Origin of the sequence: Rhizobium sp. LjRoot258 (assembly GCF_964254185.1) — a bacterium.
Lineage (GTDB): Bacteria > Pseudomonadota > Alphaproteobacteria > Rhizobiales > Rhizobiaceae > Rhizobium.
The window spans coordinates 1-25454 of sequence record NZ_CAXUST020000005.1 but is presented as its reverse complement, the minus strand read 5'-3'; the positions used below and the strand labels follow the sequence as shown (position 1 = coordinate 25454).

At 60.2% G+C, this 25454-nt stretch carries 20 protein-coding genes and 10 pseudogenes; 10 read left to right on the top strand and 20 right to left on the bottom strand.

From position 1 onward, the window contains the following. Positions 1-128: 128 nt before the first annotated feature. From ACSQ9D_RS34320 to ACSQ9D_RS34275, 10 genes and pseudogenes are all read right to left on the bottom strand, one after another. Entirely contained in the window at positions 129-584 is a 456-nt protein-coding gene (locus ACSQ9D_RS34320) for a DDE-type integrase/transposase/recombinase (protein ID WP_436286229.1), read from the bottom strand. 64 nt (positions 585-648) lie between these two features. Then, positions 649-1723 (bottom strand): annotated as a pseudogene (locus ACSQ9D_RS34315) (IS110 family transposase); the annotation flags it as partial. Between the two features lie 224 nt (positions 1724-1947). Beyond that, positions 1948-2226, bottom strand: a pseudogene (locus ACSQ9D_RS34310) (transposase); the annotation flags it as partial. Positions 2227-2421: 195 nt separating this feature from the next. Further along, positions 2422-2877 carry a cytochrome c-type biogenesis protein gene (locus tag ACSQ9D_RS34305; protein ID WP_436286210.1) on the bottom strand — a complete coding sequence of 152 codons (456 nt, stop codon included), beginning with the start codon at positions 2875-2877 and terminating at the stop codon, positions 2422-2424. Continuing rightward, complete coding sequence (locus ACSQ9D_RS34300) at positions 2874-4871, bottom strand: heme lyase CcmF/NrfE family subunit (RefSeq protein ID WP_436286209.1); 1998 nt, start codon at positions 4869-4871, stop codon at positions 2874-2876. The genes ACSQ9D_RS34305 and ACSQ9D_RS34300 overlap by 4 nt, the downstream gene beginning before the upstream one ends. Further along, on the bottom strand, positions 4868-5377 hold the full coding sequence (ccmE, locus tag ACSQ9D_RS34295) for a cytochrome c maturation protein CcmE (protein WP_436286208.1): 510 nt from the start codon (positions 5375-5377) through the stop codon (positions 4868-4870). Before ccmE ends, ACSQ9D_RS34300 begins: the two co-directional genes overlap by 4 nt. After that, positions 5374-6450 carry a c-type cytochrome biogenesis protein CcmI gene (gene ccmI / locus ACSQ9D_RS34290; RefSeq protein WP_436286228.1) on the bottom strand — a complete coding sequence of 359 codons (1077 nt, stop codon included), beginning with the start codon at positions 6448-6450 and terminating at the stop codon, positions 5374-5376. The genes ccmE and ccmI overlap by 4 nt, the downstream gene beginning before the upstream one ends. A 77-nt stretch (positions 6451-6527) precedes the next feature. Then, the gene (hemA, locus tag ACSQ9D_RS34285; RefSeq protein ID WP_436286207.1) at positions 6528-7745 is read right to left on the bottom strand and encodes a 5-aminolevulinate synthase; all 1218 of its coding nucleotides are present in this window, start codon (positions 7743-7745) and stop codon (positions 6528-6530) included. Positions 7746-8803: 1058 nt separating this feature from the next. Beyond that, positions 8804-9540 (bottom strand): annotated as a pseudogene (locus tag ACSQ9D_RS34280) (serine/threonine protein kinase); the annotation flags it as partial. 978 nt (positions 9541-10518) lie between these two features. Next, positions 10519-11157 (bottom strand): response regulator transcription factor, encoded by a 639-nt coding sequence (locus ACSQ9D_RS34275; protein WP_436286227.1) that lies wholly within the window; start codon positions 11155-11157, stop codon positions 10519-10521. A 693-nt stretch (positions 11158-11850) separates the two neighbouring features. On the opposite strand from ACSQ9D_RS34275, the gene ACSQ9D_RS34270 reads away from it, so the two are divergent. Further along, positions 11851-12246, top strand: a complete 396-nt coding sequence (locus ACSQ9D_RS34270; RefSeq protein WP_436286206.1) for a response regulator transcription factor — start codon at positions 11851-11853, stop codon at positions 12244-12246. A gap of 535 nt (positions 12247-12781) precedes the next feature. On the opposite strand, the gene ACSQ9D_RS34265 is transcribed toward ACSQ9D_RS34270, so the two are convergent. Next, positions 12782-14101: a glucoamylase family protein gene (locus ACSQ9D_RS34265; RefSeq protein ID WP_436286205.1), complete on the bottom strand. Its 1320-nt coding sequence runs from the start codon at positions 14099-14101 to the stop codon at positions 12782-12784. A gap of 620 nt (positions 14102-14721) precedes the next feature. Here ACSQ9D_RS34265 and ACSQ9D_RS34260 point away from each other — a divergent pair. Next, positions 14722-14937, top strand: a complete 216-nt coding sequence (locus ACSQ9D_RS34260) for a hypothetical protein (RefSeq protein ID WP_436286204.1) — start codon at positions 14722-14724, stop codon at positions 14935-14937. 117 nt (positions 14938-15054) lie between these two features. Here the strand turns inward: ACSQ9D_RS34260 and ACSQ9D_RS34255 are convergent, their stop codons facing one another. Next, complete coding sequence (locus tag ACSQ9D_RS34255) at positions 15055-15177, bottom strand: hypothetical protein (protein WP_436286231.1); 123 nt, start codon at positions 15175-15177, stop codon at positions 15055-15057. A gap of 27 nt (positions 15178-15204) precedes the next feature. After that, the gene (locus tag ACSQ9D_RS34250; protein ID WP_436286203.1) at positions 15205-15321 is read right to left on the bottom strand and encodes an acyl-CoA dehydrogenase C-terminal domain-containing protein; all 117 of its coding nucleotides are present in this window, start codon (positions 15319-15321) and stop codon (positions 15205-15207) included. A gap of 467 nt (positions 15322-15788) precedes the next feature. On the opposite strand from ACSQ9D_RS34250, the pseudogene ACSQ9D_RS34245 reads away from it, so the two are divergent. The 4 pseudogenes from ACSQ9D_RS34245 to ACSQ9D_RS34230 form a co-directional block, all read left to right on the top strand. Next, positions 15789-16043 (top strand): annotated as a pseudogene (locus ACSQ9D_RS34245) (OsmC family protein); the annotation flags it as partial. Positions 16044-16247: 204 nt separating this feature from the next. After that, a pseudogene (locus ACSQ9D_RS34240) lies at positions 16248-16565 on the top strand (ISAzo13-like element transposase-related protein); the annotation flags it as partial. Positions 16566-16734: 169 nt separating this feature from the next. After that, positions 16735-16875 (top strand): annotated as a pseudogene (locus ACSQ9D_RS34235) (group II intron reverse transcriptase/maturase); the annotation flags it as partial. A 28-nt stretch (positions 16876-16903) separates the two neighbouring features. After that, positions 16904-17398 (top strand): annotated as a pseudogene (locus ACSQ9D_RS34230) (FAD-dependent monooxygenase); the annotation flags it as partial. A gap of 62 nt (positions 17399-17460) precedes the next feature. Here the strand turns inward: ACSQ9D_RS34230 and ACSQ9D_RS34225 are convergent. The 4 genes and pseudogenes from ACSQ9D_RS34225 to ACSQ9D_RS34210 form a co-directional block, all read right to left on the bottom strand. After that, positions 17461-17589, bottom strand: a pseudogene (locus tag ACSQ9D_RS34225) (AEC family transporter); the annotation flags it as partial. A 45-nt stretch (positions 17590-17634) separates the two neighbouring features. After that, complete coding sequence (locus ACSQ9D_RS34220) at positions 17635-18384, bottom strand: cytochrome c biogenesis CcdA family protein (protein WP_436286202.1); 750 nt, start codon at positions 18382-18384, stop codon at positions 17635-17637. A gap of 233 nt (positions 18385-18617) precedes the next feature. Next, on the bottom strand, positions 18618-19145 hold the full coding sequence (locus tag ACSQ9D_RS34215; RefSeq protein ID WP_436286201.1) for a DUF992 domain-containing protein: 528 nt from the start codon (positions 19143-19145) through the stop codon (positions 18618-18620). A gap of 54 nt (positions 19146-19199) precedes the next feature. Further along, on the bottom strand, positions 19200-19412 hold the full coding sequence (locus ACSQ9D_RS34210) for a hypothetical protein (RefSeq protein ID WP_436286200.1): 213 nt from the start codon (positions 19410-19412) through the stop codon (positions 19200-19202). An 881-nt stretch (positions 19413-20293) separates the two neighbouring features. On the opposite strand from ACSQ9D_RS34210, the gene ACSQ9D_RS34205 reads away from it, so the two are divergent. After that, on the top strand, positions 20294-20518 hold the full coding sequence (locus ACSQ9D_RS34205; RefSeq protein ID WP_436286199.1) for a hypothetical protein: 225 nt from the start codon (positions 20294-20296) through the stop codon (positions 20516-20518). Positions 20519-20596: 78 nt separating this feature from the next. On the opposite strand, the pseudogene ACSQ9D_RS34200 reads toward ACSQ9D_RS34205, so the two are convergent. Further along, positions 20597-21097: pseudogene (locus ACSQ9D_RS34200) on the bottom strand (IS6 family transposase); the annotation flags it as partial. Positions 21098-21129: 32 nt separating this feature from the next. Here ACSQ9D_RS34200 and ACSQ9D_RS34195 point away from each other — a divergent pair. Continuing rightward, positions 21130-21371, top strand: a pseudogene (locus ACSQ9D_RS34195) (adenylate/guanylate cyclase domain-containing protein); the annotation flags it as partial. On the opposite strand, the gene ACSQ9D_RS34190 reads toward ACSQ9D_RS34195, so the two are convergent. After that, positions 21372-23174, bottom strand: a complete 1803-nt coding sequence (locus tag ACSQ9D_RS34190; RefSeq protein ID WP_436286198.1) for an ABC transporter transmembrane domain-containing protein — start codon at positions 23172-23174, stop codon at positions 21372-21374. A gap of 262 nt (positions 23175-23436) precedes the next feature. Between ACSQ9D_RS34190 and ACSQ9D_RS34185 the strand changes: the two genes are divergently transcribed. Both ACSQ9D_RS34185 and ACSQ9D_RS34180 read left to right on the top strand, forming a co-directional pair. Continuing rightward, complete coding sequence (locus ACSQ9D_RS34185; RefSeq protein ID WP_436286197.1) at positions 23437-23976, top strand: cytochrome b; 540 nt, start codon at positions 23437-23439, stop codon at positions 23974-23976. Between the two features lie 61 nt (positions 23977-24037). Further along, positions 24038-24301, top strand: a complete 264-nt coding sequence (locus ACSQ9D_RS34180; protein ID WP_436286196.1) for a hypothetical protein — start codon at positions 24038-24040, stop codon at positions 24299-24301. A gap of 274 nt (positions 24302-24575) precedes the next feature. Here ACSQ9D_RS34180 and ACSQ9D_RS34175 read toward each other — a convergent pair whose 3' ends face one another. Further along, on the bottom strand, positions 24576-25136 hold the full coding sequence (locus ACSQ9D_RS34175) for a hypothetical protein (RefSeq protein ID WP_436286195.1): 561 nt from the start codon (positions 25134-25136) through the stop codon (positions 24576-24578). Positions 25137-25454 lie beyond the last annotated feature (318 nt).

The following is a 25454-nucleotide window of genomic DNA, read 5'->3' as shown; positions in this document are numbered from 1 at the left end:
ACGGTGACAGCATTCCATTCCTGACGTGTTTGCATTTCGGGTTGTAGAACATCTCGATGTGGTCGAACACGTCCTGACTCGGGCTTCGTCGCGTGACCGGTAGACCTTGCAGCGTATCCGTTCTCGCTTCAGAAGATTGAAAAAGCTCTCGACGACAGCGTTATCGAGTTCTCCCGACGGCTCATCGAGTGAGCCAGATTGTGGTGTTTCAGAAACGATACCCAGTCCATGCTGTGAACTGCGATCCCTGATCCGTGTGGACCAGCACCGCCTCTTTTGGCTTGCGCCGCCAGACTGCCATGAGCGGGGGCTTGCAGCACGACATCTGTGGTCTGGCGGCTCTGTATAGCCCAGCCGATAACACGGCGGGAATAGAGGTCGATGACGACCGCAAAATAGACAAATCCCTCGCAGGTTCTGATGTAGATGATGTCCGTGACCCAAGCCCGGTCCGGAGCCTTGACATCGAACCGCCAGTCGAGCGTGTTGTCGACAACGACTGAGGGTCTGCCGCCGTAAACGCCAGGACGGCGCTTGTAGCCGATCTGGGCCTTGATCCCCGCAAGCCGGGTCAAGCGCGCCACGCGGTTCGGGCAGCACGTCCCGCCCTGCTCGAGAAGGTCATTGTGAAGCTTGCGATGGATTGGCGATGACCCGGCCACGATGCTGCTCAACGTAGTCGGCTGCGCCCGGATCTCGATAAATCATCCCAAATCGGAGGGCATTGTAGCATAGCACCGCAATTTTGCGTGCCGTCGCCGCCACAGCCTTCTGCTTACCTATGCGGCCGGCCAGCCGTCGATAAAATGCGCCAAGCCCAGTGTCGCTTCTGCCGATCGTGGTGGCTGCCAATCGCAGAAGCGCAGCAGATCGGCTTCTGTAACGAGGCCTTGAGTCAATCCCTTGTGAGCTTAATCCCTCGCCGAGTGCTTGCTTCTGTTCGAAGTCGACGCTGGGCGCTGCTCTATGGGGTCTGCTGAGGACCGGCTGGCCAATCTAGGCGGGCGCAGTCACCTGAGTGCTGCTTGCCGATCGTCCATTCGAGCATCTTCAACTGATAGAAGTCGTACAACTCAAGCGACTGTGAGAGCAGAAAAACATGCTCATCGCGGTCGTTCCCGGTCAGGGATGCCCTGATCGTCTCCAGGGAGGAGTGGCAGCGGACATCGCACAATGATGCCAGTACCTCCGGGTCGCGCTCTCGGGTGACGATAGCCCGAATGATCTTGATGCCCGTGACGCCGGTGATGTCCGAGACGACATGGTGAAGCTGCAGGTTCATTTCCATCAAAGCCTTCTGCATGTGCTGGATATGAGCCGCGGCATACTCGACCAGCCGTTCTCGTTGCCGCAGCCCGCAACGTGGCGACCTGTGCGTTGGGGCGAAAACTTCCTCTCAGCAGGCCATAGGAATGCAATTGGCGAAGCCAAGCCGCATCGCTGACGTCGGTTTTCCGGCCCGGGACATTCTTCGCGTATCGAGCTTGACGAGGATCACCTCAAAGCCGTGTTGCTCCAGGATCTCAAAGGCAGGAATCCAATAGACGCCGGTCGACTCCATTGTGACGCTGGTGACCCCGCAGGATTTGAACCGGCCAGCGAGATCATGCAGATCGTGGGTAAAGGTGCCGAAGGCACGCATCGGGATGTCGTCGCTATCAGGATTGACGGCAGCCATGTGCATCGTGGAACCGATGTCGATCGCTGCGGCACCCGGGTTCATGCGGGTAAGGTTCAAGGCGTCGGATGACACTGTCTCTAGCACGGCTTCTCCTCCTCTGGATCGGGAGGGGCTGGGCCGCGCACGTTCGTCATTTTCCTAATCGGAATCGCCGCCGAAACAGCGTCACCACTCTCAAGTTCGCAACAGCCCATGTGCTAGTTTTTTACCGGGGTCCGACGCCTCCAATACGCAGCCGGCAACTCCCCTCCAGCCATGAGCGTAGTACAACCTGTTTCTACCGCGCGCAGGCGGTCGTAAGCCCGTGAGCGTTTTTGGATGTCGCGCTCCTCGCTGACGCGGGCCAGCTCTTTCTTGAGTCGCCTGATCTCCTCGGTCTGGTCACTGCTCCTGTCATTCGATGCTGAAAACTTCTTCTTCCACTCGTAAAGGGAGTGCTGGCTGACTCCCAGCCGCTACGAAACCTCCGAAACCGGATAGCCAAGTTCGGTGATCTGACGCACCGCGTCGCGCTTGAAGTCGTCGCTGAAATTGGCCTTGCCCATAACGGCCTCCCTGCCTCATTTTTAGGGAAGAAGGTCTCTATAAATCTAGGGGCTATTCAAATCGACCTGAAATCTGAAGCCGCCTCTCAACTGAAAAGTTAGCGGGATGTTGCCCGAAAACCGCACATACTTTTCGGCATCCTGCTCCAGACGCCGCCATATCGTTGCATTGGATAAACCTCAATAATCCAGGCTTCAGTCTAAGCTCAGTTCAACAAGCCGCGCCTGCTCATCTGCTGTGAGTTTGCTGCCGGTGGGCTTGCCGGCTCTCTTGCGGGCGAAGACGATGAGCGATACCCCGCCTGCAAGGATCAGCAGCACGGGCGCGCCCCAGAGCAGCAGTGTCCGCACACTAAAAGGCGGCTTCAGAAGCACGAACTCGCCGTAACGCGAGACGATATAGTTCAGCACCTGCTTGTCGGCGTCGCCATCGGTGATGCGCTCGCGCACGAGAAGGCGCAGATCCTTGGCAAGATCGGCATTGGAATCGTCGATCGACTGGTTCTGGCAGACCATGCAGCGCAGTTTGGCCGACAGCGCCCGCGCCCGGGCTTCAAGCGCCGGATCGGAGAGCACTTCGTCAGGGTTGACGGCAAAGGCCGGAGCAGCCGCCAGCATCAGGACGAGAGCAAGCAGGAGCCGTTTAATCATTCCGCCGCCTCCATCACTGGCGCCGCAGGTTTCGCGGCCTTCTGCTTGCGACTCGGGGCGCCGACGCGCAGGCGACGGTCGCTCAACGAGACGACACCGCCGAGCGCCATGATGACGGCACCGCCCCAGATGCAGAGGATGAAGGGCTTCCACCACAGGCGCACGGCAATGCCGCCGTCCTTGGTCAGATCGCCGAGCGACACATAGAGCTGGTTCGGGAAAAGGGTGAGAATGCCGGACTCGGTGGTGCCCGTGCGGCTGGCGGTAAAAACGCGCTTAGCCGAGGAGACCTCGGCGACGGCCGCACCGCCGCGGCTGACGGTGAAGCGGGCGCGGTCCTCGGTGTAGTTCGGGCCAACACCCGGCTGCATGCCGTTGAAGCGCACTGTATAGCCGCCGATGTCGGCGGTGCCGCCCGGCTTCATCTCGGTGATGTTCTCCGCCTGGAACGTCGTAACGGCGACAATGCCGAGCACGGTGATGCCAAGCCCGGCATGGGCCAGCGCGGTGCCGAACGCCGAGCGCGGCAGGCCGGACAGCCTGCGCCAGGCGACATCCACCTTCACCTTGCCCATGCCGGCGCGATACCAGAGATCGGTGAGCGCGCCGAAGACCAGGAAGAAGCCAGCGGCCAGGCCGAGAACGGCAAGCACCGGTCCGCCATGGCGGACGTAGAACAGGACCAGCCCGGCGATCAAGGCAAGGCCGGCGGCGACATAGAGCCGCTGCAGCACGCCGAGCAGATCGCCGCGCTTCCAGGCCAGCAGCGGCCCGAAGGGAACCGCGATCAGGATCGGCGTCATCAGCAGGCCGAAGGTCATGTTGAAGAAGGGCGGGCCGACGGAAATCTTGTCGCCAGTCAGCGTTTCCAGCGCCAGCGGATAGAGCGTGCCCGTCAGGACCGTGCCGCAGGCGACCGTCAGAATGAGATTGTTGAGAACCAGCGCGCCCTCACGCGAGATCGGCGCGAAGAGGCCGCCGGCAGCAAGCCGCGGTGCACGGAAGGCAAACAGCGACAGGGCGCCGCCGATGAAGATCAACAGGATGCCGAGGATGAAGACGCCGCGGCTCGGATCGCTGGCGAAGGCGTGCACCGAGGTCAAGACGCCGGAGCGCACCAGGAACGTGCCAAGCAGCGACAGCGAGAACGTCAAGATCGCCAGGAGAACCGTCCAGATCTTCAGCGCATCGCGCTTCTCCATGACCAGCGCGGAATGCAGCAGCGCCGTGCCGGCAAGCCAGGGCATGAAGGAGGCATTTTCCACGGGATCCCAAAACCACCAGCCGCCCCAGCCGAGTTCGTAATAGGCCCAATAGGAGCCCATGGCGATGCCCAGCGTCAGAAAAGTCCAGGCAGCGAGCGTCCAGGGACGAACCCACCGCGCCCAGGCGGCATCGATACGGCCTTCGAGCAAAGCGGCCACGGCGAAGGAGAAGCAGACGGAGAAGCCGACATACCCGAGATAGAGCAGCGGCGGATGGATCGCGAGGCCGACATCCTGCAGCACCGGGTTCAGATCCTTGCCCTCTGCAGGGGCCGGATCGAGGCGGATGAACGGGTTCGAGGTCAGCAGAATGAAGAGGATGAAAGCAACCGAAATCCACGCCTGCACCGAAAGCACGTTGGCCTTCAGCGTATCCGGCAGATTGCGGCCGAAGACGGCGACCAGCGCGCTGAACAGCGCCAGGATCAGCAGCCAGAGCATCATCGAGCCCTCGTGATTGCCCCAGACGCCGGAGAACTTGAAAATCAGCGGCACCAGCGAATGCGAATTCTCCCAGACGTTTGCGACCGAGAAATCCGAGCCGACATGCGCGTAGGTCAGCGCCGCAAAGGAGAAGGCGACGAGGGCAAAGAGCAGGACGGAGCCCACTGGGGCGACATCCATCATTGCCTGATCGCCGCGTCGGGCGCCGATCGCGGGCACGACCGACAGGATGATCGCGGTTGCGAGCGCCAGAACCAGCGCGTAGTGGCCAATCTCGATGATCATTGCGTCGCCTTCGCCTCCTGGGCCTTTGCTTCCTGCCCCTTCGCCTTGCCTAGCGGGGCCGCTCCTTCGCTCTTTTTCCAAAGTCCTTGGGCCTTCAGCCTGTCGGCCACTTCCTTCGGAATGTATGTCTCGTCATGCTTGGCAAGCACGGTGTCGGCGGAGAAGAGATTGCTTCCTCCCTCGAAGCTTCCCTCGGTGACGACGCCCTGCCCCTCGCGGAAAAGGTCTGGCAGGATGCCCTGGTAGCGGACATTGACGATTTCTCCACTCGGATCGGTGACGGCGAAGCGCACGACGGAGCCCTCACCACGAACGACGCTGCTCTCGCCGACGAGACCGCCCAGGCGGATGCGGGTGTCTGGCGGTATCGGATTCTTGGCGAGGTCCGCCGGCATGTAGAAATAGGCGACCGACTGGCTAAACGCGAACATGACGAGTAGCACGGCGGCAATGATAAAACTCATGCCGCCGCCAATCACAGCCAGGCGTTTCTGCTTGCGCGTCATTCACTCAATCCTTCTGTGGAGATCTCAAGTTCTTTGGCCAGCGCGAGAAGCTGCCTGCCTTGTTCCCCGGCGGCCGGGAAGGCTACAAGCCCGCGCTTCAAGGCGTCTGCGGCGCGCGCCTTGTCGTTCAATACGGCGTAGGAGTGGACAAGACGCATCCAGCCGTCGAAATCATCGGGATTTTCGGCAAGCTTGGCATTGAGGCTTTCCACCATGCCGCGGATCATCTGCTGCCGATCGCCGCCGCTCATGGTCTCGGCCGCCGCCACATCCTTGGCCGTTGGGGCACCCGGTACTGTCGGTTGGGTTGGTTGGGTTGCAGGTGCAATAACCGTGCCGCCGTTCTTGGTGATATGCTCATTGACTAGCGGCAGCCACGGTGCGCCGGCGGGTGATTGCTTCGCCAGTGCCTCGAAGGCGGCGCGCGCCTCCTCCGACTTGCCGGCCTGCTCCATGCTCAGTGCGATATAGAACCGCGCGCGCGGATTGTTCGGCTCGAGGGACAAGGATTGTTCCAGGATCTTTCGGGTATCTTCAGTCACCACGCCTCCGGCAATCGCCATCAGCGTTTCGGCAAGACCATCGAGGCGTGCGGGGCTCGGCCCCACCGGCATGTCCGAAGCGTCCCCATCATCAGGGTGCTGTGTGGCTGCTTGCTCAATATTTGCAATGACGGCAGTGACGTCCATACCCTGCGCGCTGGCCTGCCGCTCAAATGGATGGGATGGCAGATCAGGCCGACCGATGGATAAGTAGAGGAAGAAGGCAGCGCCGAGGAAGACGAACATCGATGCGAGGGTCCACGGGTGCGACGTCGGACGATGGCTGCGCAGGCGGCTATTGTCGTTTGCCGCGAAGAGCCGCCGGGCTATCTCAGCCCGGACGTAGTCGGCCTGTTCGTCGCTAAACAAGCCCACAAGGCGGTCGCGTTCAAGCTCCTTCAATTGGTTACGGTAGACGGCAAGCTCGACCCGATGGCTGCGGTCGACGGACTTCGCACCGCGCCGGAAGGGATAAAGCAGGATCAATCCGGCTGCGATGGTCACCATCATGAGGATGGTCTCTGTCAGCACACTGTTCATACCTCGGTCCCTTAGTGGCGAAGGCACACACGCCCGTGTTGTTTCTCAGATGATCTCTGGACTGGAGATCAGGCAACCTGGCGGGCCAACGCACAATGCGACCAAAGTGAATGCAGCGATTCAGTCAAATGTTCGATATCAGCATCCGAATGCAGCGGCGTCGGCGTGATCCGCAGGCGTTCGGTCTTCTTCGGAACCGTCGGATAATTGATCGGCTGGAGATAAATGCCGCAATTGTCGAGCAGCAGGTCGGAGAGCCACTTGCACTTGGCCGCATCGCCGACCATGACGGGAACGATATGGCTCGGGTTCGGCATGTGCGGGATGCCGCGCTGGTCGAGCAGCCCGCGCAGCTTGCGCACGCGCCCCTGATGGCGGGCGCGTTCGAACTGGCTGATCTTCAGATGCCGGATCGAGGCGACGGCACCGGCCGCCAATGAAGGAGGCAGCGACGTCGTGAAGATGAATCCCGAAGCGAAAGAGCGGATGAAGTCGCAGAGCGCGGCGGATGTGGCAATGTAGCCGCCCATGACGCCGAAGGCCTTGCCGAGCGTGCCTTCGATCACCGTCAGCCGATCCATCAGGCCTTCGCGCTCGGCAATGCCGCCGCCGCGCGGTCCGTACATGCCAACGGCATGGACTTCGTCGAGATAGGTCATGGCGCCGTACTTGTCGGCGAGATCGCATATCTCCTTGATCGGCGCGATGTCGCCATCCATCGAATAGACGCTCTCGAAGGCGATGAGCTTCGGCGCCTTGGGGTCGGCAGCGGCGAGCTTGGCTTCGAGGTCGGCCACATCATTATGTTTCCAGATAACCTTCTCGCACTTGGCGTAACGAATGCCCTCGATCATCGACGCGTGATTCAGCGCATCGGAGAAGATGATGAGGCCGGGGATCTTGGCGCCGAGCGTGCCGAGCACTGCCCAGTTGGAAACATAGCCGGAGGTAAAGATCAGCGCCGCTTCCTTGCCGTGCAGATCGGCGAGCTCCTGCTCCAGGAGAACGTGGTAGTGGGTGGTGCCAGAGATATTCCGGGTGCCTCCCGCACCCGCGCCACAGTGATCAATGGCCTCTTTCATCGCCTCGATCACTTTGGGGTGCTGGCCCATGCCGAGATAGTCGTTGGAGCACCAGACCGTCACGTCCTGTTCGCCATCGGCCGTCAACCGTCTCGCTCTCGGGAAATGACCACAATGGCGTACTAGCTCTGCAAATACCCGATAACGGCCTTCCGAATGGAGCTCGTCTAGCGCACCTTTGAAGATAGCATCAAAATCTTTCATCACCAGACCCTTGTTAGGATTACTCGGCAGGGCGGGTTCTTTCAAAGAGAAACCCTGGTACACGATGCGGCAAAGCAGTTCTCGAGATGGCTGACGCTCGCATAATCACCGTGGGCATCACAGCTCGCATGCGCGTCGCCACGCTCCGAAACAAGCTGCTCGTTGTCGTCGCGATACCCAGTTGTCGCAGCGCTGGACGAAAGTTTCCAATACGAAGCGAGCATAGTTTCCATAGCGACCGGGAATACTGCTGCGCCGGCCCTCCCCACCATTCGTAGAGTGAAGCACGATGCGCGATCTTCCGTATCTCGACCGGAGTGGTCGACCCCAAGACCGTCGCGATCGCCAATTCCCGCTCCTAAGCATCGACGATGCTCAAGCAATTCGCGAAGCTATGGAAAGCAAACGGCATGGGCATTGGGAAAATCGGCCGAGCTCGGGCATAGTGGCGCCGTGCACACTGATGAGATACGAAACGGGACCGCAAGCACAGCAACTGAGCGCCGAGCTATCGAAACTATACACGCGGGCTGGACGGTGATTATCACGGCACTCGACGATGCGATCGTTCCGTTGGACGCGGAGTGAAAATCACTCCTCCCGCTCGCGGGAGGGGAACCAACCTTAGCAAAGTAGCCCAGCATAGCCGCAGTCCTTGCCCTCTATATAACTCCTGCTCCGGGCATATCGCGTTGGTTACCGATGACTAACTATGCGGCCTCGACGCGGCCTCGACGCGGCCTCAAGCGGGTGAAGGATCATGCCAAGCCAAGCGTTCGATTTCGAGAGTCCTAATGGATACCGATTCTCCGGCCGTATCGAGCACCCGGAGACGACGCCACGGGGCTGGGCACTTCTCGCGCACTGTTTCACCTGCGGACATGAATGCCACGCGGACCGAGCGCGCCGGCCATAGATTGAGCAAGCACTCGCAACCGAATTTGGGAACCGCAAGATTCGCGAAATTCCGCGCAGCGAAGTGGGCGCTCCTGGGAAGATTATCGTTCCAGAAACACGCGCGATCATCGACCGCGCCGCGGCTTGTCCAACGAGAAGACCGCCGTCTTGGCGAGCAGCTTCATGACGATGGCCGAGACTGCAGGTGAAACATCCGCCGCCCGCTCGTTGGGCGGTATCGGCTGCCGTGCAATGTGGCAATGCGCCCATTCCATCGGGTCGGAAGCGGCGAAGGGCAGTCTCCCGGTCAGCATTTCGTAGAGGGTCACGCCGAGCGCATAGAGGTCGCTGCGGGAGTCGATCGAGCGGCTCATGCGCCCGGTCTGCTCGGGGCCATATAGGCAAGCGTTCCGGCGACAACTTCGGGCGGCTCGGGCGGCTGCCGTTCGCGGGAGAGGCGCGAGGCGATGCCGAAGCCGGTGAGCCGCACCTCGGCGCCCGCGTCCGTTACCAGGATATTGGCCGGTTTGATCTCCTTGTGGACAAGGCCGCGCTGGTGTGCCCTGCCGAGCGCAGCGGCGATGCCGACCGCGAGGCGCAGGAAAAGCGCCGTCTTCATTGCCGTTCCGAGCCGCCGGGCGAGCGGCTCGCTGCCCGGATCTTCAGGCACCAGCATGGTCCGGCCGCCTTCGCGCACCAACTCAAGCGGTCGCATCGCCCATGCGCTATCGAGTTCATCCTTCAATTCATATTCATGGTCGAAGCGTTCAAGGCTTGAAAGTGTGGGGTGCTCGAGGGCCGGAAGCACGACCAGTACTACCTGGTTCCACTTGCCGTCGGCGCCCCGGTGCCGTTGCCGGTGGAACACGCGATCACCATCCTCCCAAAGAAGCTCCAACTGCTATCTCCACCAACGCCGAAGAAAGAGGATGTGCTTATTTGCCGACGTCGTCACCTCGCCTGCCTATTTGGCACGGCCACTCTCGTTTCCGAGATCCGTCCAATCACATTGGCCAAAGCGAGCACATATGATGAACCGTAACCACTTCGCTACGCTCTTACCACATCTTGCCTGTTCGTCCCAGCGGATCAGCCGAGCGGCCATCACCTGCCCCTTCGATGCATGGTCCGCCTCTGCAGACGAAAGACCGCCCAGCGGCGGCTGGACGGCCGGGCGGATCGTAGACCCGCAGAGCCTCGGAGAGAGGAGAGCGCCGAAGCTTGTTGGTAGCACGGGAGAAATTCGCTACCTGCCTGTCGTGAGGCAACGAGTGGAACCTAGCGATAGAAAAGCCGACAGAAAATTATACTGTGGTTTCTTCTTCCGATACTTTTGAATACCGGCATCGAGCCCATCCGCGAACTACTGCTCAGCGTGTGACATGTTCATGGATCGGCAATGATGGCGCTCCGGCACCTCTGCGCTGATGCGGACCACATTGGTGCGCTCATATCCCTGCCGGCGGCCCGTACCTTTGAGGGTTGGTCCCGGAATCGCACGGCATTCTCTCCCGACATCGCCATTGTCGATCACTCGCCTGCCATCTGTTCCTTCAGGTTTGTCTTCAACAACCCGAGCTTGGCAGAGGGCACGTGTAACCGTGAACCTCGGCAGCCCCACATGGCGTGGCGCGATCTTATCGGCAAATCCATTCGGTCGGTCTCGAGCGCGCGACCTTGTCTGCCATGCGAGAGGGCTAAAAAGAAGCCTCCCGGGGGTTGGGAGGCTCAAGGCGGGCCGATCGGGGGCGATACGGCCTGGGAGGAGGAGGAAGGAACCCACACCATAGAGGAGGGCTCCCGCCCGGGCTATTGGCCACCAGGAAGGATCGATTACCAATGAGGAGGGGGTGACCTATACCCGCAGCCAAGACCTTTATGAGTGCGTTTGCGGCTTTCCCGGCGCGAGCATCAGCTTGTCAGCCATGCGCGCGAGTTCGGGCAGGGACTTGGTACCCATCTTATGCATGACCTGGCTGCGGTGAACCTTCACGGTAATCTCGCTCACGCCTAGATCGCCGGCAATCTGCTTGTTGAGCCGTCCGGCCACCACCAAAGCCATCACCTCGCGCTCCCGCGGGGTCAGGCTATCGAAACGTGCGCGCACCGTCGCCAATTCCTTTTCATTTTCAAGCCACACGCGGTCGCGCGCCAGGCCGACGTGAACGGCGTCGAGCAAATCCTGGTCTCGGAACGGTTTCGTCAGGAACTCGACCGCGCCCCCTTTCATCGCCTGGACGGACATGGGAATGTCGCCGTGCCCGGTGATGAAGACGATCGGCAGCTGAATATTTTCTCGCGACAGCTCGAGCTGAAAATCAAGACCGCTTTGTCCCGGAAGTCGGACATCGAGCACGAGACAGGTCGGTCCGTTGGGTCGTCCAGACCTGAGGAAGTCACCCACCGAAGCGAGGAGATTCACGGCAAAGCCGACGGAACGCAGCAGACCGCCAAGCGCGTCGCGGATCTCCTGGTCATCATCGATGACAATGACGGTTGCCTCAGTCATCGTCAGCGCCCCCAAGGTCAACCGAAGCTTTAGGACGTGCAAGATCTGCACCCACTGCAGCAGCGGTGGGCGAACCAACAGAGCGCCAATGACGCGATGAGAACACTCCTCCTCTCTCCTTCGTCGCTGCCGAACCGGAGTTTTTTCGCACACGAGAATGCGCGCTAATTGCCTCGGCCACAAGGCTAAATGCGGGCCGGCTTCTTGACGGCCAACAGGCCTGAGCGAAAGCGCAGGCGGGAACGCCCCTTCGGCCGGGTGGTCGCGTTCGATCGGAAGCTCAGGCGGCCACCGGCGCGACCGAAGCCACTTCGGGCAGGTGATTGAGTTCGACCAGGCGCTGCACCGGGCCAAGCCGCAGCCAAAGCTTCGATGGTCGCGCCGCTGTCTGGCCATTTCTCCACCCTTCCGCGCGACACAGTCGAGCTCCCACCCACCTCTTCTGCATCATCGACTGGCCCGACGCGCGAATGGTGCCACTTTCCCAGCGCGTCGATCTCAAAATTTCATCGACTATCTCATCTCCATGTTCCGGGAACTCCTGAGCCGATGCCCCGCTCGTTGCCGCAAGTGTTAGACAACTTATACGATCGTATAGCTTGCGATGCCTTTATCGCCGTTCAATACTAAATCCATCCAGTCAAGTGCGCCACAACGCCAATTCGGCACGACGCCGATCGGCGAAGTCGGGAGGCGGCAGTGCCAACCAAGAGACCTCTGATTGCGATCGTCGACGACGACGAGTCGATGCGGGAGGCTATCAAGGGGCTCATAAGGTCGATGGGATTTGACGCCCAGACCTTTTCATCCGCGGATGATTTCTTGAGATTCCCTCATATCCGCCGCACGGCCTGCCTCGTGACGGACATCAATATGCCCGGAATGAGCGGGCTCGATCTGCACCGCCGGCTCGTCGCGCTGGGCAAGAGCATTCCGACTGTTCTGATCACCGCCTTTCCGGAAAAGAATGTGCGCGCGTCTGCGTTGGGCGCGGACATCGTCGGCTGCCTGACAAAACCGTTTGGCGAACAGGTTTTGCTTGATTGCATCCGTTCTGCGCTGGCTCTCAGTAGCGAAGGCGAAAACGGGTCGTAAGGTCGCAAAGACCTCTCCTACAAAGCGCGCTGCAACTCCACTTCGCGAATTTCAGAAAATATTGTTCTTACGGGATCCAAAGGATCCTCTGCGGACGCGAGGTTGTTAACGGTCCATTCTGGACCTGTTAGCATTTGGCCGGTGACCGGCAGGCGGGTCGTCTCGCCCGGTTAGGAGATAGAGTGAAGTGAAAGACGATACCCGAGGCTTTTGAGCGGGCCCACAACCCGCCCGCTGTGCGCCTCGATTATCGACCGACAGATGGCCAAGCCTTGCGCCTTCGTTCTTAATAAGGGTCTCGAACACCCGCTTCGCAATTTGCGGATCGAGCCTGAGGGGGGCCTGGACGGCCTCCCTTGCGTCGTGCCGTGATGTAATCAGCCGCTCGCGCGGCCTGTCCGCCACCTGCAGCCCTCGACGGAATTCTCACATCCAACGGCTTCGACGAAACCACGACCTCTGGGCTTCGAACTGCCGCAGCAGGTCAAGGGAAACTAGGCGGGCGCGGGAAGGCTAGGATCGGAGCGCATCCAACCTAAAGCCACCCTCCTGAAAACCCCGCGCGACGCAATCCGATCACCAGGGGCTTGCATCGACGCATGATGTTCCAGAGCAAACCGGTCCGGTAGTTTTCGATCATTAGCACCACCGGTCCCTGGTCAATGCCAAAGTGATAGGGACTTACCCACCATCCGGTCGGACTGTTCTCTACGGCGTAGCTCTGGTTGAACGACGGTTTGAAGCCGTAAAGCCGCGTCATGCCGAGCTTCATTCGCGCAAAGTTGAGGACTGTCGGTATGACGATCTCCGGCGCGAACGGCAGCGAGGCGACAACGACCCATGGCGCGACGGTGCCATCGTCAGGTCCGAAGGGCGCGCCACGGGCGATGTAGTCGAAGAACTCCCGGTCGACGCCACTGATCGCCCGCTTACCCCAACCTGGTCCGTCGCAGGCAGTAAACCCCCAACAATGTTCTCCGTAACCCGCAAAACGCATTGGGTTGCGAATTGCATATTCCTGCTGCACGAACGATGCCTGCCGGCTGTTTTCAAAGTAGTCGCTGTGGTGCTGGCGCATGAACTCGTCACGAATGCCTCGAAAGTCTACCCACATGTGCGACAGCTGGTGGGTAAAAAGCGGCCCCGAATAAAGCAATTCGCGACCATAGATGTTTCTCCATTCAAAGCTCGCGGTGTAGGCGGCGTAACTCTCCGGTGGCAATGGATGGGTTGGCGATCCCAACCCGAGAATGTACAGCAGCAGACCCTCATCGTAACCGCGCCAGCGATAGGGAATAAACCCGCTTTCCGGGTGCCAGCCATGCGTCAAAGTGGGGCCGCCATCGCAAGCCCACATCCAGTCGGCTCGCTCGTAAAGCGCCGTCGCAAGCTGGCGGATTTCTGCCTCATCGGCCGTATCGCCATCAAAATAGGTCGCTGCGGTCAGGGCGCCGGCGAACAGGAAAGCCGAATCGATAGTGGACAATTCGCATTGCCAGGCCCGGCGGCCCGTTTCGATTTCCAGAAAATGATAGAAAAAGCCCATGTACCCGGATGCATCGGGCTCTGGCCCCTGCGGACAGTCCATTAAAAACCGCATTCGCTTGCGGGTGATCTTTGCAGCGAATTCGCGGATGATTACCCCGCGCTCGACAACAACGGGGATTGTCGCCAGAGCCATGCCAATTGCCGCGATGCTTGCCGGGGCATTCGGTTCGGTTTTGTCGCGAACCAGACCGTTGTCCGGGTTCGTGCATTGGAGATAGTATAGCAAGGTCATGAATTGCAGCCGCGCCAGATCCTGGTCGGTTGGCAAACGGTCGAGGGAGCGGTCGGTCGATAGGATTTCGGGCATGATTGCTAACCAATTACGACGCGGATGTCGCGCGTGTCCCCTCTTCACTAAGCGGCATATTTACGTCTGCCATCGGTCTTTCGTCCAGTATCATGGCGTGCACTCCTCGACTGACCCCCTCTGAGCTATGGAAACCGATACGGGACGTCGCCAATCCATCTTTGTGTAAAAAGCTGATAGGCCGACCAACCGGCGGGAACTCGAGGTTCGCGATGCCTCGGCTCATCGACAAGCGCTGGCGCGGATCGGCCGGCATCGTTGTAAATGACTTCAGAACAGGGAGGAAAACCAGCCGATCCAAACACTCCCACCGTTGCCTTTGGCGCCGACTTTGATCTTCCCAATCCTATCAGCCGAGTCTCCAAACTGGAACAGCCACTGCTTCCCTCCGCCAAAGCCTCGCAGGGTAGGCTTCCTGCACATCTGTAATCCCCCCAACCGAGGAAGTTTAAGTTCGATAGACTCCGACAATCTGGTGACGTGGGCTAAACCAAAGGAGGAAATGAGCATGCCTAGAATTCAGAAAGTCTTCCCTGAGTATTATGGACCGAGATAACGCTTGGGACTAGCCTCAAAGGTGCCAACTGAAGGGGAATGCCCGCAACCAAAGGAAGCACAGTATGACTGACACGCTGGAGCAGAATGACCCTGCCATCGAAGAACTGATGAAAGATGCAATAACCAGTTACATGCTGGACAGTTTCGAAGTCGAGGATCGGTTGAAGGCAGCCGTCCAGAAGATCGCCGTGGAACTGCTTGCTGAAGAGCTGGCTGCTCTGAGGGAGAAGGTTGCGAAGGCCAAGTCGTCGTATATCCAGGTCGGGAATTGTCGATGATGATGGCGTCGTCCGGGATGCTCCCCTTGGACATCCAACCCGTATAAGCTTCGACCATCGTGGCGGTGAAGCTATGGCCAGTCTTCGGGACAACCAGAACCGCACGTTCGCCCAGCGCTAATCGGGCTTGGCAACGACGGCGCCTTCCTTGATGGCCGGATGGGCCCGGGCAATGTTCTCGACCTCGATGGAGCTGATACACTCGTCGCCCGATTTCACCACGTCGTTCGTGCCAAGCAAAGCGCTATCCTCCCGGGAGCAGTGCAATCAGAACAGGTCGGCGTCGAGCGCCATGATGTCAGATGCACCGGCACGGATCGCCGCATCGAGCGCTGCAGTCTGGGGCAGCAGGCGGCCCGCGAAGAAGCGGGCAAGGACTATCACCGAGTTGCGTTTTTGATGCGCACTATCAGGCTCGCATGGCAGCGAGCCGCACACTCGAAAAGCAACCCACATCGGCTGAGCCCACCAACACCGCTGCCGACAGTGCTGCTTCTGTCATCTCGGACGCAGCGCGTCGTGTTGTTCGCCGATGAACTGCTCTCATTGGAGATGGCTGACCCGAGGTTCAAGTTGGCGCTGGCGATTACTCGAGAGACCCCAATGCGCGCGACTGACTTTGCGCCGACGCATCGATAGCGCAATGGTCGCCAAGTCGGTTGTCCGGCTCCCTCGCATGCCCGCGCATCCAGTTGTCCGCGGATCAAACCCCTTCGTCAATATCGCGGCCGATGGCGCATTAATGGCGGGTTGGACGCCGCAGTGATCAAGACCGAACGATATGGCAGCTAATGACGCCGGTTCGCATGACGCGCTTAACACAGTGGAAGGGCACTCTATGACACCATAGGATAAGGCGCCCCGAGCTCCGAGAAGTTGTCGTCGCAAGCGACCCCAGCAATCATGGCGCGCTGGTTGGCCATGTCGACGCATCTCAGTTTCCTATCGGCGGTCCAGATGGCGCCGGCCACATATCTCCCGGTCCCAATCCTTACGACCTTCTCAGCGCATCTCTCGCCGCATGCACCGCTATGACCGTTCGTTTTCAGGCCGGGCTCCGGAAATTTCCGCTAGAGCGCGTGGAAGTGGGCGTCAGCTTCTACCACGGCGCCCAGGGCGAAAGAGATTCGTTCGAGCGCACTCTCGTCAGCGCGCATTCTTGCTGGAGGCCGCAAACCTTTGCCCCGTTGGCGAAATTCTCGGCATTAGTGCAGATATTCACACACGCGCGGACGCCGCTACTTCCGGCCGCAACGCAAGCACTCAGGCTAGCTATGAGGATGATCTGGCTGAACTACAGATCCCGTACGGGCGGGATCGCGGCGGTGTGCGAGGCGACGGGGATCGCGCGCAGCGCCATGGGTTGCGCGAGCTGCGCGGCCAAGCGCCGGATTCAGCGCTTTGCGGCATCCGTCGCAAGGGCGCCGGCCGCAAGCCGCCGACGGAGACCGACCCGACGCTTCTGTCCGACCTGGAAGATCTTGTTGATCCGCCGACGCCTGCGATCCGATGTCGCTGTTGAAGTGAACCTCGTAAAGCCTGCGTAACCTGGCGGGCGCCCTTTGCGCTATGGGTCATCGGCTCGGCTCGGCTACGACGTCGTCGGCACCCTGTTGAAAAGACTTGGCATCGCCGCCGACCAGCGGGCGATTCCGCCGACACCAAGACGAAAGGAGCGCTGCAGTGGCGCGGAAAGGGATCGAAAATAAAGTTAAAGCCGTGTTTTGAAGCTGCGTGGATGATGGGGGTCGGCTTTCAGGAGCGGGTCTGAAACCAGCCCGAGCTGCTACGTTCAAAATGCGTGGCGAGCCATTCTGTAGTTTTACGCCAGTTGTCAACTCATCGGCGCTGAAGGTTATGCAATCGACGATCAGGGAATTGAACATCCGACAGCTCATGGTGCGCTCACTGGGTGACATTGCCCGGTCGCTGAATCCGCTCTTGCGTGGGTGGATCCGGTACTGCGGCCGATGCGACGGCTCGCATCGAGCTTTCGCTCGCCGAACTCGGCAATGTCGTGGAAGCGCGCATGCAGTCCATGCTCGGCAAGGTCACGGTCGAAGAAGGCGCACCGATCTGGCCTCTGTTGGGCATGATGGCACGTCGATTCGGCAAGGGCCGCATTGCGTTGGTCGGCGAGGCCGTGCATGTCTTTCCTCCGATTGGAGCGCAGGGCTTCAATCTCAGCCTGCGGGATATCATGGCGCTGACTGCGATCCTGTGCTCGCATGCTGAATTGGCCGTGCCGATATAATGACCCGCACCGCAAGCGTCGATCTCCTGAACCCTCGCTGCTGTCCGACTTCCTGCCGGTTCAAGTGCTGAGGGCCGCAGGCCTGCATGTCCTGTCGGCCATTCCGCCGCTGCGCAACATTGTCATGCGCGAGGGCATCGAGCCGGGCGCGGCTTTCGCGATATTCCCGAGGCGATAAAGGAACGTTTCAAGCGGAAGAAAGCTTGATTTATCCCAATCCGGCAGAGCGAAACGATTACCACGGAAGCACCGTGTCAGGAACGTTGCCGAGCGGCATCGATGATAAAGGTGTTGAGCCAGCCGAGCGCTTCTGGCGGCTGCTTGCTCACGCGGCCGGCGATATAACCAGTAAGAATCACTCCGAAGAACGGCAGGAGAAGGCTGATGATATCGGCCAACGGCCTTCCGGTCAGGCAGGGGATTGTGGCGGGCGAGGCTTCTGTTCAGCCGATTTGCATCAGGATGGGAAAGGTCTGCTGAAACCAGATTGCGATGTTGCTGACCCGGCCGAGGAGGAAGGCAAGGCCCGTCAGCACGAGGAGGACGCCCATGAGCTTCTCGACCGTGCCGAGATTCCGACGGAAGCGGGACAGGAAGCGCATGAAGGTCCCGGAAAAGCCTGCAGCAATCCAAAAGGGCACGGCAAGGCCGACCGAATAGACGGCAAGCAGCCCGGCGCCGGAGCCGACCGTTTCACTTGACGCGGCGACGCCGAGGATCGCTCCAAGCACCGGTCCGATGCAGGGCGTCCAGCCGAACGCGAATGCCAGCCCCATGACGTAAGCACCTGTCAGCGTTGCCGGCTTGCCGTTGCCTTGGAAGCGGGCTTCCCGGGCTAGAATGCCGATCCGGAAAAGTCCGAGAAAATTCAGCCCCATGACGATGATGATGAGGCCGCCGATCTTGGCAAGCAGGTCAAGATGCTGGCGCAGCACCATGCCGATCGTGGAGGCGCCGGCGCCAAGCGCGACGAAGACAGTCGCGAAGCCGAGTGTAAAAAACAGCGCGGAAAAGAGCACGTCGCGCCGTATATCAGGTGCTGCCGCAACGGCATCGCCGCCGCGAAACTGCTCCACGGAAATACCCGCCATATAACAGAGGTAGGGCGGAACGAGTGGAAGCACACAAGGCGACAGGAAGGAGAGCGCTCCGGCAAGCAGCGCGCTCCAAAGGGAAATATCGGCAATCGACACGGTTCTCTCCGGCAGCAATCGAGCGATGTTCCTACCGCTGCAGACCGGTGATTGCCAATCACCTTTTTGCGCTGATCGTAGTAGAACCGCTGAAATCAAAGATAGGACAGGTATGAGAAAAGGTGGATAGCCGAGGCTTTCATCAGGAGCTTCGGAAGTGGATCGGATCTGTGGTGAAGATCGTTTTCCGATGGCCCTCCCGCGGTGGCAGGAGGGCCGCTGCAGATAGCTTATCAGCTTGACGCGAGCGTCATGGAGGCGCCGCCGGCGGCGATGTTGAGGCCGAGCTGGCCGGTGACGCTCAAAGCCTGCAGATGGATTGAGCCCGTCGTGCCGCCGATCAGGATATTGGCGCCGACGCCGGCGCCGAGCGTCGCTTCGGCGGTGGCGCCGTTATAGAGGCCGCTCAGCGAACCGCGGTGATAGCCGGCCGTCGGCGCGAAGACGGCCCAGATCAGCCGGCTCCGCGTCGTGAAACCGAGGTCGACGCCGAGCTTGCGAAACTGGCCGGTATAGTGATCGATCGGCTCGCTGCCCATCGCCGAATGGAAGGCGCAATCGACTTCCTTGGCCGAACCCAGAACATAACCGGTGCCGCCTGCGATATCGCAGGTGAGATAGCCGATCTTCACGCCGTCGCGCACGCCAGGCTCGGGTGTCGGATAGGACTGAACCAGATCGGCCGCACCCGCCGTCGTGGCACCGGCAACCGCCAGGGCGGCGCCGGCAAGCATCATCGCAAAACTAAAACTCTTTTTCATCATTTTCTCCTTTTTAAAATCGTGACCCGTGCGGGCTGCGGGGTCTCCAGGGTGTCATTTTCCTGCGGGTCGTTGTCTGGAATCTCCACCCACCCCGGATGCGATGACGCCATTGCCATCCTCGCGGACGCTCTGCACCCTCGCGCTGAATGCACGCTGTATTTCAAGAGAGACGTCGGCGCGGTCCGCAAGCACGACGAGATCCTCCAGCGGAGGGCCCTCGACCGCGCCGGCGAAGCAACCGTCGAGTGTCTCTTTGATCTGCATGTCGGACCTCCAAACCTCCGATCGTTCGACGGAACGCCGACTTCAGCCCGCACACGCGGGCGGGCGACGATGGCTCGAAGATTGGGTCTGTGACGGTCTAAAGGAAAATCACCTTTCGCCATGGACTCGATAGCCGACCGTTATCGGAATGGGTGAAAGACGCTTGGGACGCTGCGAAGCGAGTGCGGCGTTTCTGTCTGCGAGAACTTACCCGAGCGGAACTTTTGGCAATAACGCTGTCTCGGCGAGCGCGGTTGTGAGGCTGCGGCCGACGGCGTACGGCTCGCGGCAATCAGAGTTGCGAGTCCACCCATGACCCAAAGCATCGCAGGACGACCCGCCCGTCACCTCAAGGTCCCCTACCGGATCGATGCTGAGGGAAAGGAACGCCCGCCTCTCACTCTGAAGGAGCTCGGCGCGCGGCACAGGCTTCTCTCTTTTTCTACCGGCATAGGTGCGACGGCTGGCCGGGGCAGTTCGACATCGAGGTCAACTATGTCGCAGCACTCCCTACGGGAAGCGTCTAGCCGACCCCACCTAGCGGCGGTGGGGACGGGTCCGATATTGCAGACGGCAGATTTCACGAACTGTGAGCTTCTCTGTCTGCGCCTAGCTCTGGAACTAGAAACTTCCATATGATCGAGGCCGTGCCCGAAGGGCTCGAGCGCGCGCCGCGTCAATTGCGCCGCCGCTGGGTCTGATGCGTTCAAGGCGCAGGCCGTCGCCTCTGGAAGCCGGTGCTAGTGTTTCGGCGATTGCCCATCGCCTTGGTTATTCGTCCGTCACAATTATTCGGCTGGCGTCGCGATTTCTTGGATGGGCAGCGCGCGTCTTCGCGACTTCCAGCGCCACAGCCTGGCGGTCGCGGCTGTGACGGGGCGGTGATCGAAGTTGTCATTGGTGACGTGGTGGTCCGTGCCGGAGCAGATATCGATGAGGCGGTAACGGCGGTGAAGGCGTGTGAGAAGTTGATGACCTGCATGGGCGCAATGATCGAACAGATCTGGAGCCGGAAAGCCAGGACAAGGGAACGAGCGACAAGCTCGCTGTTCAGATTTGGCCCCGTTCCACAGACCACCATACCAGCCAGCGGCTTCCGCAAATGAAAAGGCCTGACAAAAGACCGCACTCGATCACGCGTTCACAAAGTCGGAAACTACTTGCACCAGGGGCGGCAACCACAGAAGGCCCTCGTGTGAACCGTGCTCGACAGTCGGCAAGATCTTGCGCCTGGCGGCCGAATATGATTTCAGATTGTCGGTGACGATCCGCTTCGGTTTCATCCCCTGCTTCTTTAGCAGGCGTTTGACTAACCGTCTGGCCGCCTTGGTGTTGCGACGGGTTTGGACGATTTCGTCGAGCACATATCCGTCCTGATCGACTGCCCGCCACAGCCAGCATTTCCGGCCATTGATGCGTATCGATACCTCATTCAGGTGCCAGACATCACCCGTTGACGCGGGCTTTCGCCGGACCCGCCGGACATAATCGCTGCCATGCCGTTTTCCCCGACGGCGGATAGTTTCGTACGAGACCACGATGCCGCGTTCAAGCAGCATTTCCTCAACCTCGCGCAGGCTCAGGCCAAAGCGATAATAAAGCCAGACCGCGTGGGAGACGATCTCGATCGGGTGGCGATCGTGCTTTACGTCGCGGGCTTGTCCATTCCTTCTGCTTACCGCCACCCACCTAAGCAAAAATCAATGTGACAGTACCCGGTGATGTCATGTACAGCGATATCGGTTCGCGAAAGCCGCTGGATTTCACCGTCATCGGCACGGCCGTCAACGTCGCATCGCGCCTCGAGACGCTGACGAAGGACCTGAAGCGCCCAGTGCTTCTGTCCAAGGCTCGCGTCGACATGGCCTAATGTGAAAGCGATCTCGAAAGCCTAGGCTCCTTCCCGTTTCGCGGCTCGGCGAGCCAGTGGACGTCTACGCTTTTCGTGAAGACACATAGCTATTTGGCGATTGCCAGAAACTCTTCCACGCCGGCATCGAATTGCAGCTTCGCAAGTTTGGCGTAGATGCCGCCGTGGCGGATCAGGCTCTGGTGTGTGCCTTCTTCCACGACGCGCCCTTGGTCCATGACAAGGATGCGGTCGGCCTTGAGAACGGTTGCCAGGCGATGGGCGATAACGAGCGTCGTGCGCCCCTGCATCAGCCCGTCGAGCGCCTTCTGCACCAGGGTCTCGCTCTCGGCGTCCAGCGCGGAGGTCGCCTCATCCAGCAGCAGCACCGGTGCATTCTTGAGGATAGCGCGGGCGATCGCGATACGCTGGCGTTGTCCGCCCGAAAGCGTAATGCCACGCTCGCCGACTTCCGTATCGTAGCCCTTGTCCAGGCGGGCGATGAACTCGTCGGCCTGGGCGGCGATTGCGGCTGCACGGACTTCGTCGCGTGAGGCGCCGGCCCGGCTGAAGGCGATATTATCGTGGATCGAGGCTGCGAAGATCGTCACGTCCTGCGGAACGATCGCCAGACGTTCGCGCAGCTCGTCGGGCGTTACCTGACGCGCATCGATGCCGTCGATCGAAACATTCCCCTGCTGCGGATCGTAAAAGCGCAGCAGCAGCGAGAATACGGTGCTCTTGCCGGCGCCGGAGGGGCCGACGATCGCGACGGTATCGCCCGGCGTCACATTGAATGTCAGGCCGTGCAGTGCTGATTTGCCGGGACGCGATGGATAGGCAAAAAACACGTTCGAAAATTCGACCCTGCCGAAGGCTGGCGCCGGCAGCGTTTCCGGCTCTGCAGGTGCGGCTATTGGCGAGACTTCATCCAGCAGTTCGGTCAGCCGGTCGGCGGCGCCCGCCGCCTGTGAGAGCTCTCCCCAGACTTCGGACAAGGCACCGAGCGAACCGGCTGCGATGACTGAATAGAGCAGGAACTGGCCGAGCGTACCGGCCGACAGGGTACCGGTCAGCACATTGTGGGCGCCGACCCAGAGCACGGCAACGATGCTGCCGAAGATCAGGGTGATTGCGATGCCGGTAAGCAGCGCGCGGGACCGGATCGCCGATCGCGCTGCCTGATAAGCGGATTCGACGGCCAGGCCATAGCGGTTTGCAGCCGCATCTTCGCCGTTAAAGGCCTGAACGGTGCGTGTGGCGGCGATCGTCTCGTTGGCGAATGCGGAGGCTTCGGCAAGCGTCTCCTGTGCGGCACGCGAGCGCTTGCGCACCGAGCGGCCAAAGGCGACGAGCGGGAAAACGATGAGCGGGATGGCGCCAAGCGCGAGGCTTGCGAGCTTTGGCGAGGTTACAACCATCATCCCCATCGCACCGCAACAGAGGATCATGTTGCGCAAGGCCACGGATGCGGTGGCGCCGACGGCAGACTTGATCTGCGTGGTGTCGGCGGTCAGCCGCGAGACGATCTCGCCGGATTGATTGACGTCGAAGAAGGACGGGGAAAGGCGCGTCACGTGAGCAAATACGTCGCGGCGCAGATCCGACACGATACGCTCGCCAAGGGTGATGACGAAGTAATAGCGAAGCGCGCTAGCCATCGCGAGGATGACGGCCATCACCATCAGCATCACAAAGTAGCTGTCGATGAAGCTGCCGTCCGGCTGGGTGAAGCCGTGATCAATCATCCGGCGAATTGCGAGCGGCAGAGCGAGGGATGTTACGGCGGCAAGCGCCAGCGATGCGAGAGCGCCGGCGACCATGCCGCGATAGCGCATCACATAGGGCGTCAGCCGCCCGAGCGGCTTCAGCGAACGAGGCTTCTTTTCCCCGGTCTGCACTGCGTCTGTCAAATTGTCTCCAATCGCCTTCGATGCCGCGGATCCGCAGCTTGTTGGCACTAGTTATCCGGATGGCCTTCATGTATAGGTGCCGCAACCGAATGGGAAGCGTAGCGGGACGCTAGGACACCGATTTAGGACTCCCGGGCTATGTGTCCGGCATAAGATGAAGTTGGGCGTCAGGGGAACCGGCCAGCTTACCAAGCGCCCAAATCTCTGGCGACACGCCGCCAACCTTCATCAACCGCTGCGGCGGGTTAGTATCGGAGTTAGAATGGGTTTGCGCAGCACTTCCTCTCGCTACGGCGCCGGCGCCCGGGCCTTCCATTGGCTGACTGTCATATTGATCCTCGCCGCCTATGTGCTGAGCAAGGGCGACCGCTATTCGCTCTATTCCGCCGCCGCGGACAGTATCCGCAGGATTCACGAAACGCTCGGGATGCTGGTTTTCATGATTGTCGTGTTGCAGCTGCTATGGCGGCTGATCGACAGTAGGCCCGCGGAACAGCCGATGCCACGATGGGCGGCCGTGGCGGCGAGGCTCGTGCGGTTCGCGCTTTATACGCTCCTCATCGCAATTCCAGCGACGGCGGTGCTCGGTACCTGGCTCGAGGGGCTTCCCGTCACTCTTCTCGGATTCGATATCTCCCCCCAAATCGCACAGGCGCATGGACTGGGGCAGCTGATCATCGAAATACACACTGCCCTTGGCAACGCCATTCTCTGGGTTGCGGGCGGGCATGCGGCGGCGGCTCTCTTCCACCACTTCTACCTGCGCGACAAAGTCTTGCAGTCGATGGTTTGGGGCGGATGAATGGTTAGTCCGGAGCTACCGCGGCGAGGCGTTTTCGTTCTCAATTCGGCTGAAGGAAGCAATGCAGCGGACGACGGCGGCGATCGGCGCCGCGGTGAAACGAGATAGGTGTCGGGAGCTCAAAACGCCGTACATCGGCGATATGACCTGGCGCGACCGGCGTCGGGAAGACGCATCTCGCCATCACGCGCGCGGCCCAGCTGGAGCTGAAGGTAATTACATTGAAGATGGCGGCTCTGTATTTTTGAAGAAGAGCGCTGATGGCGAATACACGGGGAACAGGCCCGTCGTGCCGTTGGCTCTGAGTGCCGAGGAGCGGAAGTAGGTGGAGCGGTAGGTGCGCCGCTTAGGGTGGGCAGATCGAGACAAGGAATTGACCATTCTTGTCGGAGTTTCGAAAAGAGACCCATGGCAAGATAGCGTACCCATAGCTTCGGGTGTAAGCGCCAGCTGGCGCGGGAATATCTGTCCGGAGAGCCACTCCACGGTCAGGCGAAACGGCACGACATCTGGCGACGGCTGATGGGGATCTCGCGCTCGACATGTTGTGACCGCCGGCGATCGGTCGGCCGATGACACCGCAATTGTGGAAGCCAAGTTTACGATCTGCGACGCGTTTGAATTCTACGGCTATCGTCGTTTTGACATTGCAAACCACAGAGCTCATCCGCGAACAAGGGCTGCCGCCCAAGATCAGGCGGCGATTCGTCGCCACGACCGATAGCGATCACAACGGCTCGATCTTCCCGAATTTTGGCAAAGAAATAATTGCTGTCACGGACTGCCGCTCCGTCATCGCCGTGCAAAAACGGACAGAATACGCGGCGAAACGTTAAAACGTGCTTCGACGACCTACAAACGTGGTGAATCGTGTGCTTGCCCTCATGGTCAAACTTTTCATCCCCGAAGAGGAAGAAAACCGCCGGCTCGGGCGAGAGCGGAAAAATGTCGATTGTGGAACGTGTTTTCCACGTTCCCATAAAGGGATGCTCTTCTCCCAACGAATAGAGATAACCAGCCTTTGCATCGTGGTCGCCATCGATGCCTGGATGAAATTGAGACTGAAGATTGTCGTGCCAGGGCAGCTGAGAACTGAGACCGGTCTTTCTCGGAAAGAGTTGGCCCCGCATAGCCGATGTTGACGGTTTCGAGATCTCCACCGCAAAGCCGGCGATCCAATAAAAGATGCCGTTGAAGCCGCCAGGGGCAAGGATGTTTGAGGACCGTCGCAGCCGTATTCCCCGCTGCTATGGAAACGATGCAAACCTGCTATTGGAAAACTCCACCCCGCGCTGCGACAACTGAGCACCTTCGTTGCAGATCTCATCGAGTGACGCCGAGGGCAGCCTGTGACGGATAACATTCAATGTCGTGGAGAAAAAAGTATGCGCACTACCCTACTGATCGCGGGAGCGATTTTCAGCGCGGTTGCTATAACAACCGCATTCGCACAGTCCGAGTCCAATGACGGCAGCGCA